Annotated in this window: 7 protein-coding genes and 1 pseudogene; all 8 read right to left on the minus strand. The window is 68.2% G+C overall.

The genetic code is table 11. The features are described 5' to 3' along the window. Positions 1-99 precede the first annotated feature (99 nt). Entirely contained in the window at positions 100-549 is a 450-nt protein-coding gene (locus C1I93_RS25760; RefSeq protein WP_146603576.1) for a hypothetical protein, read from the minus strand. Positions 550-670: 121 nt separating this feature from the next. Beyond that, positions 671-1,132 (minus strand): hypothetical protein, encoded by a 462-nt coding sequence (locus C1I93_RS31275; protein WP_146603577.1) that lies wholly within the window; start codon positions 1,130-1,132, stop codon positions 671-673. Between the two features lie 295 nt (positions 1,133-1,427). Then, a complete protein-coding gene (locus C1I93_RS25765) occupies positions 1,428-2,066 on the minus strand; it encodes a hypothetical protein (protein WP_111245874.1) in 639 nt (212 codons plus the stop codon). Further along, on the minus strand, positions 1,958-4,054 hold the full coding sequence (locus C1I93_RS25770; RefSeq protein WP_181445327.1) for a hypothetical protein: 2,097 nt from the start codon (positions 4,052-4,054) through the stop codon (positions 1,958-1,960). The genes C1I93_RS25765 and C1I93_RS25770 overlap by 109 nt, the downstream gene beginning before the upstream one ends. A 123-nt stretch (positions 4,055-4,177) precedes the next feature. Beyond that, on the minus strand, positions 4,178-5,173 hold the full coding sequence (locus C1I93_RS25775) for a hypothetical protein (RefSeq protein ID WP_111245875.1): 996 nt from the start codon (positions 5,171-5,173) through the stop codon (positions 4,178-4,180). A gap of 154 nt (positions 5,174-5,327) precedes the next feature. Further along, positions 5,328-6,983, minus strand: coding sequence for a hypothetical protein (locus tag C1I93_RS25780; protein WP_223256778.1), 1,656 nt, complete (start codon positions 6,981-6,983; stop codon positions 5,328-5,330). A 300-nt stretch (positions 6,984-7,283) separates the two neighbouring features. Further along, entirely contained in the window at positions 7,284-7,736 is a 453-nt protein-coding gene (locus C1I93_RS25785) for a SitI3 family protein (protein WP_111245877.1), read from the minus strand. 241 nt (positions 7,737-7,977) lie between these two features. After that, positions 7,978-8,136 (minus strand): annotated as a pseudogene (locus tag C1I93_RS33130) (phosphorothioated DNA-binding restriction endonuclease); the annotation flags it as partial. Between the last annotated feature and the right edge of the window lie 136 nt (positions 8,137-8,272).

The raw sequence follows: 8,272 nt of genomic DNA on the forward strand, positions 1-8,272 counted from the left end.
GAAGGACCACTTCGTATCGGGGTTCTGCGTCTTTTCTCCGTACCCCGCCTGATCTGGCGCGTCCGACGCCTACCCGGCATTCCGGACAGCTACTGACTGCTACCGCCTGCTTGCGCGGAATGGCTCAGTCATCGCTGCCGCGTCGAGGTAGACGGCATCGTCGACGCGAACGCAGCGACCCGCACTCGCCAGGTACTCGAGCAGGACTGCCGAGGGCGGAGTGTGGAACTCGACGAACACCCAGCCGTCGGTCCGCCGTGCCACTCGCTCGGCAATGCGGGCCAGGGCAGGTCGGCCAGCGAGATCGCTGACGAGGATGTGCAGCACGATGTCACAGCGCATGACTCCACCGGCCGCTTGCGCGATCAGCTCGAGCTCATCGACGCCGACCTCGAAGTCCGGTGCCTGACAGTCGTATCCGTAGGGCAGGCCCTCGGCGGACAGCCAGTAGTCAGGGTCGGGCTCGTACCGGACGAGGCCCTCAGCCGCCATCTCCTCCAGCAGAACTGGTTCGACGCACTCAGCAGCGCGCGGACTCAGCACGCTCAACGCCGTTCCACCCACGGCATGCAGTAGACAGCATCCGACCAGGCTGGCACCACACGATACCCAGTCTTGCACGGTACGCCGCCGACCTGAGCGTCACGACGACCGCCTTTTGAAACACGCGCTAGTACACCGGGCGAAAGTCCGGTCCGTCGGCGCTAGTCACCGGCTCCCAACCAAAGGCGGCCAAAGTAATATCATTCCGGGCGCCGAAATCTCTCAACAGCTTGGAGATTGGGCCCTCTGGAAGACAATCCGCAACTCTCGCGAACACCATCGCCGGAGATGCTCCTAGCTGCTGTGCCACTATCCACGGCAACGCTAGGCCCACCATCACGTCTCGGTCATCATTGGGTTGCAGGCACCGGGCGAGCGCGGTCGCAAGCAAGGAACGGCGTACCAAATCGACGGACTCCTCCCTCATCGCGAGCGTGGCGAGGCGGGTGCCGTAGCGTCCGAGGGCGAGCGACGCGGCGGGGTCAAGGGAGTCGAGGAAGCTGCGATCGACTCGCTGTGGTGCCCGTGCCAGGATTGCCTGGGCAACCCAGTCCCGGTCGCCTGGAATCCTTTCCAGGTTCGACTTCACGAGTAGAGGATGGCAAGGCCGGGCAAGCCCTACGAACTCCATACTCCGAATTTCGCCGATCAATCGACCAAGGCGTCGAACATCCGCTCATGTCGCGATCCGGGTGCTGCCATCTCACGTCCACCAGTTACTCATTGTTGGCGGACGTGGGTGGCCGATCCGCCGCCGTCGTGCCGTCCCCAGCGCTTGGCCGGCGGAACCTCTGCACATCTGGCGTATCTGCCTCTGCATGAAGTTGGCTCCGGCAAGATTTCGTAGCCGGAGATCGCCATGTCGTCCTGACCCGGTGACGGGCTCAGACTTCCTTGTTGTCGACCCAGCGACAGAACGGGTCCGTGGTGTCCTCGTCGCCCATCTCGGCGGGCTCCGCCACGATCTCCAGCCCGGTCGCCGGGGCGGTGACACCGAAGGTGCGGTGCAGCCAGTCCCGGTAGGGCGCATTGACGATCTCGTGGTCGGCGTCCCACGGCTCGGGCGGCGCGCTGAACTCCTCGTTCCAGCAGATCTCCCGGTAACCGATCGCCAGCAGCCGCAGAAACTCGACCGCATCGTCGGCGAGCACACACGTCATCATCGAACCGCTGCCCGAACCGAGATGAACGATCCTCACCTGTCTCCGACCGTCGCGCCACAGCGCGGCCATCGAACCCTCGCCACCGGTCTGCGCGAACGGCCACAACCGTGCGGCCGCATCCGGGACCGACTCGTCGAACCAGGACCGTGCGTACGACAGGGTCTGCTCGGCGGTGTAGCCACGCAACTCGATCGAGGTGCCCAACCAGCCGTTGTCGCTCAACGAGCCGTACAGATCCCCGTCGTGCCCTCTCACCACGAAACCCTGCTCGTCGACCCAGGCGAAGAGCAGGCGCAGCGGCTCCGGCAGGTCGAATCCGTCCGGCACCCGGGCCAGCGTCGTCTTGAGGAAGTCAACCACGCCCGGCAGCGTACGAGATCACCTCGCCCTCCCACGAACCGCCCACGCGGGCGCCGGAACAGCACCAGGTCGAGCAGGTCGGTGCGGGAGGTGCAGATCGTCGTCCACACCTCGTGGATAGTCACCGCCGTCGGATCGGCCGCGAGTACCTCGGCGACGCGGTCCGAGCGGGTACGCGGATCGTCGAGCCACAGCCCGATTGCGGTGCGGGCCACCGACGGCAGTGTGTGCGGGCCGGTCGCGCGATGCAGCAGTTCCTGTAGCTGCGGCAGGCGCCAGGCGCGTTTGCCGAGCGCGTGGGTGAGCGCGAAGAGCGGTCCGTACCGACCCCGGTCGATACTGGCAATGATCCAGTCGTTTAGCCGATGGAAGACCATCGTCTCCTGCCCGCGACGCAGCACGGTGTCGAAGCGGCGCAGCACCGGCACGGTGGCGCCGGTGCTCACGAGGTCGATCGTGAGCAGTGCCCACTCCCGCAGCGGCGGCACCGCGACGTGGTGTTGCAGGACATCGGCGGCGAGGCTGCTCAACGCCATCGTGGTGGCGGCGGAGGCGTCACGGGCGTCGACCGCGTCGGTGCTGACCTGCGTGAGTCCAGCCGCGGTGTCCGCGGTGAGCAGTGGCGCTACCTTCGCCAGTGCGGTGAGCGCGGCAGCCCGGACCGGATCCTGCTCGTTACGCAGCCGCCCGAGCCGCACGACCACCTCCGCCACCGCTTGCGGGTCGCGGGACCGGCGGGCGGCCTGCACCAACAACGTGTAACCGTGCGCCCGCTCGTCGGCAGCGCCCGAACGCAGCGCGCCGTCCAGCGTCGCCGACGCCTCCGGCCAGCCGAGAAACGCACTCCAGGTGCGTACCTCGGCCTCCCGTTCACGGATCTTCGCCAAGCCCAGCACCCGGCTCGCCTCACGTGCCCGGACCGCGGCCGGCAGCACCTCCATGATCTCAACGCTCGGCACCAACGCTGTCGTGTCGACCTCGGCCAAGGCCCGGTCGTACAGTTCCCCCCGCCGGGCCGGCGCGACAGCATCCAGCAGCGCCGCCAGTGCCCGACTCTGATCGTGGAATCGGCGGGCCAGCGGCACCAATTCGTCGGTGGGCAGCACCGCCAACCGTCGCAGCACGGCCGGCGGCAGCACCGTCCGCCGTAGCCACGCGGCGCGGCCGCGCGCGGTGAGCAGACGGGCAACATGTCCGGCGTCGTACGCCGCGAGGACCCCGTACGCGTCCAGTGGGCCGGGCAGCGACTCCTCAGGCGCGTACCGTTCGAGCAGGTCGAGTGCCTGCGCCGGGTCACAGCGCAACACCCCCGCGGCGGCCTCACCCCAGATCCGTTGCCGCATCACAGGTGAGGCTGCGGCAAGTCGCTCGCGGACCCGGTCCAGCAGCGGACCGGAATGCCACCGGACAAGCCGCTCCAGACGCATCGCGTGCTCCAGGTCAGGCAGCAACGCTCGCACCGTCGCGGCACTGCATGCCGGCAGCAACGCGGCGGCCTCATCATCACCGAACTGGGCACGGACCTCGCCGATCAGCGCATCGGCGACCCCTGGCTCGGGTCGACGGCGAAGAGCCCGATAGATCCGCCGCCGCTCCACCACCGGCCGATCGGTGACCTCACCGATTGGAAGACCAGCGCGCAGCGCCGCAGTGAGCGCGGCACCCCTGATCGACGGCTGAGGATCACGCATCGCGGCGACGACGCCATCGCTGTCCCCAGCCACCATCGCCGCGACCAAAGCAAGATGCCGCTCGTAGAGACCCTGCTCGCGCAGGTCGGTACACACCCGCGCCCGATCAGGCGCGATGCGCGCCCACTCCGCCAGGCGGTTCATCCGTTCGCGGTACGACAACGGGTCAAGCGACGCCAGCAGGCCACGGGTAGCGGTGAGCACGACGTTCATTCTGCCCGGCACCACACCTGCGAGGAGATCGAATATCGCCTCGATCCGCGGCAGCCAGCCCTGGTCGACGAGGACCGCGCCCACCAGCCACACGACGGTCTAGAAGGCCGGTCGACACCACGAAACCAATCGGGCAGCTGCCAGATCACATGGCGAATATGCCGCACGTACTGCGTCGGTACACGACGGCGACCAGCGATGAGCCCTTCACTGCATGGCGGTAGCGATGGGATGGTCAAAGGAGGTCGGGCAGCGGAACACGTAAAGGGCGTAGCCGCGGCCGATGGTCACGTCGGTCGGGTTGGCTGACGCCTCCGCCGGCTCCTCGACAGGCCGCCACGAGCAGGTGGTGCCGTGCCACTCCCCCGAGTCAGCAGCGAACAACAGCGTCATTGGCGTGTCGCAATCGGCGCAGAGCATCGGTTGCGGATCGGTCAGGGACCAGTTCGCGAAGCCGCCAACTTTCCAACCGGGTGCCAACGACAGGTCGGACTGATAGCTGAGCTCTACCCCGTCTTCGCCTGCTTCCTCCCACGCGAGGATCCGCGCGTCCAACTCTTCGGGCAGCAGGCCGCCGTACTGATACTCGCGGACCCGTTCCGGATGCACCACGCATGGCACCGGCAGGTAAGAATCGTTGACCACCGGCGGTTCCGGGGCCGACACCAACGGCACGGTCACGTCGGCACTGCGCCGCCAGTACAGCCGTACCCGCGGGTTGTAGCCCTCCTGCGGGTGGTCCAGCGGACACCACAACACCTGCAACAGATCCGTACCCGGCGGACCGACGAAATCCGGGATGTCCCGACGGTAGAGCTGCGCCACCGCAACCAACGGAATCGGCTGGTTCACCAGATGATGCGGCTCGGAGAAGTCGAAGGCCGGCACCTCAGACCGTTCCTCATCCGTCAGCTGGTAGCCGACGCTGCCCGCGGCCGCCCGCGCTCGCGCCGCTGCGTAGATCTCCCGGCTACGGCGGACCGTGGCCGGCGTACTGAGCTGAAACACGTAGTGGGCGTCACCGTCGGCACACACCGGCCACGGCTCCCCCGCTGGCCACCACAACGGACCACCCACCGAACTGTCCGCCACCGTCGGCATACCAGGGCGGGGATGCAGCCGGGTAACCGTCGCGGCGGACTCCCCCAGCTCGGGGAACAGCTGCACGATGTCCACCGGCCGCGGCGGCGTGGTACGCGTCATGACGAGGAGCTTATTGGTCGATCCGCATGGATAATCCGTCGGCAACCGCAGCCTGCCGACGAGTCGTCCGCAATCTCCGGGAGGGCTCGCTAGTAGTAGCGTCCTCGACCGGAGCGACACCAGACGCTGCGGCGGCCGTGCTGACGGGGCTTGGTCAGCTTCGACGTGGGGGCCAGTCGAAGCCGTACGCTTGGGCGGCTTCCGCGCTCCCCCCGGCCAACCACTGCGGCCGTCGCGGATCGCTGTCGGTGATCCGCCGGACGATCTCGTCGCGCATGTCCTCGGGGTCGTTCGCGGGCAGGTCGATGACGGCCACGAACTGCAGCCAGAGATCGTCACCACCGCGAGGGCGCGCGGGATGGAAGTACGACACCTCCACCCGACTGGTGTCGGGTGGACCTGCCGCCACCCAGCCGGCCGCGCAGTCCCACCGGGCCAGCAGGTCCGGTTGTTCGCGCAGCCGTGCCCGCACCAGCCGAGCCACCGTCCGTGCGGGCCACTCCCAGGAATGGTCCGCCTCGGCGCGAGCGACCTCGGCGTCGTACTCGGCGGCGTCGAAGTGCAGCGTCGGCAGGTCCAGGCCGGGGCAATCTGGGTTGCGCCACGACCGCCAGATCACCTCGTCGCCGCGGCGTTCGATCGTGACGAACAACGCGCCGCAGCAGCCTTCGGTGCAGTCCGTCTGGGCCAGGCGCACCTCGTGTGGCTCTACGTCGGCGTGCAGCGGGTGGTCGGGGCCGAGCAGGTTCTCGGGCTGCTCGGCCGGTCCGGCGGTGAACGCCTCGGCACAGAGATGCCTGCCGTTGACGAGGATTCTGGTTTCGACAGTGCCTCGGTGGGCCGGGTCCGGCACCGACACCCGGATCGCGATCCGGGCGCGAAAGTCGTTCGACGACGGCGTCACCGGCGGCGTCTGCCGCAGAGTCGTTCGGAGCTGGGTGGCCCAGCACGCCCGACGGTAGGTGTCCGGGTTGCCCGACCGTGCGGCGTCCGCCAGGCAGTCTGCCCAGGCAGACTGGTCAAGGAGGCGGTCGAGCGCCGTGCGCACCAACGCCAATTCCCGGTCAGGCCAGGCCAGCGTCGCCGCCTGACCGGTGTGGAGGTCCGCGAGCAGCGCCATGATCATGGCGTACCGGTCGAGGGTGGCGTTCATCCTGGCAGCGGCTCGCGAGAACCGGACCAACGCGGATGCCGCGTCGGTGTAGTCGCGTAGCTCGGCGCTGCCGGCGCCGCGCTGCGTCATGGCCAGCAGCAGCCGGCCGGCCTGCTCGACCACATCGGGCGGGATTTCTTCCCCGTCGAGCAGGTCGGCCAGGCCGACCGTCTCGGCGACCCGCCGTGCGGCCGCCGTCGACGGTCCGTCCAGCCTGACGCCCTCGCGCAGCAGCCAAGCGTGGGTGACCGGCTCCGCCAGGTCGCACAAGGCCTCGACGGCTTGGGCGTGCCGCGTCGGATCCGACCTCTCGGCCAGCCAGACCAGGTCCCCGCCGGCGCCGGGAACGTGCCGGAGAACGCGGATGGCCAGTTGGCCGAAGTCCCTGCTGAGCAGGCCCAGCAACCGCACCGGGGCGGTGTCTTCGGGGCTGGCGACACCGCTGAGCAGGGCCAGACCGACGCCGACCATGCCGCGTTCACCGCCGTCGTACGCCAGTTCTCGCCCCACCCGACGCCGCCACCCCGGATCGAAAGACGCCACCTCCTGCGCCAACCAGCCGGCGAGCCGCGGCTCCGCCCGCTGCGAGGTCAGCGCGGCAACCAGCATCGCGCCAGCGCGCTCCGGCGACGGTTCAGCCTCGTAGATCGACGTCACGACCTCGATCAGACGCCGCTGACGCACGGCGAACGGTTCGTCGGAATGAGGAAGCCTGGCGCGTTGCGCCGCGTCAGGATATGGCCGCCCGCCTTCCGGCAACGGCCCATCAGGGTGAGCAGCGTGGAGTAACGTCACGTGTTCGAGCAGCGTGACCTGTTCGGACGCCTTGGGCGCACCGACGTCGCTCAACGGGCCGGCGAAGACTCGATTCTGATCGTCATGACGGCCACCATGCCAGCCGCTTCACTCCACTGACAAGTCATTTCGGGTCGGCGGTACGAGTCGACGCGGTGGGGGTCAGCCGGTGAAGGATCCGTCGAGGTGGTAGTGCGACCACCAGGCCGGGCAGTAGGTGCGGACCACGCCGTCGGATCGAGTCAGGAGAAGATAGTTGCCGTCCTGCACCAACGCCGCGTCCTCGGCGCAGCCGGCGAGGACCCTCCTGACTGCCGCCACCATGTTGGTGATCCCCTTCTCCACGATGTCGTCAGCACGCATGGAGAAGGTGACGGGCACGTACGCCGCGGGTTCCCATTCCCAGCGGTCCTTGCCGTCGGCTTCGGCCTCCCAGTAGCCAGCCCTTCCGGCGCGGACGGTGATGGCGTAGCCGCGTCGGTCGTACAGACGGGCGGAGAACCGAGCCGGATCAGACGTTGGACGGGGGACTTCGCTGAGGTCGGCAGCGGTCAGGGCAGCTACGTCCGCGACGGGCGGATGACCGGCCAGGACCAAGCGGAACTCCACAGCCATCAGGGTCCCCTATCAGTCTCGCCGGACGATTTGACGGATCGTAGCGTCGTGGGTGATCATCTCCGGTCCCTGCAACCTCGTTGCCGCCGCCGCGTTATCCCTCTACTCGGGGCACAACTGCGCGATGTCCCCCGGTCTCCGGCGTGGTACGCCTATGGTCGAGGACCGTATGCCCGATCCGCGAGAGATCGCCCTCAGGCGGTGGCTGCCTTCCATCGAGCGTGCCCAAGCCGGCAATACGTCATGTGGGCAGTGATAGCCCCTTGAAAACCCAGCGGCGATGCCAGTCCAGATGTTCGCTTGCCGGCATGACGGTTCCAGGCCGGGCTGTCAAGGACCCGCCGTGGATGCCGTAGATCGCGCGTCCAGCGGCGGTGCGGGCGGTGAAGCTGTCGGAGACCTGGATGGTTGTCAAGCCCCGGGTTTGATGGACAGTTGGTTAGCTGGTTTTCAGGGGTGCGGGGACCGGGTGGGTCATCGCGTGTAGGGCCTCGTGTTCGGCGGGTGGGATGTGTCCGAGTTCGCCGTGCAGCCGG

This window comes from Micromonospora endophytica, from assembly GCF_003236305.1.
Classification (GTDB): domain Bacteria; phylum Actinomycetota; class Actinomycetes; order Mycobacteriales; family Micromonosporaceae; genus Micromonospora; species Micromonospora endophytica.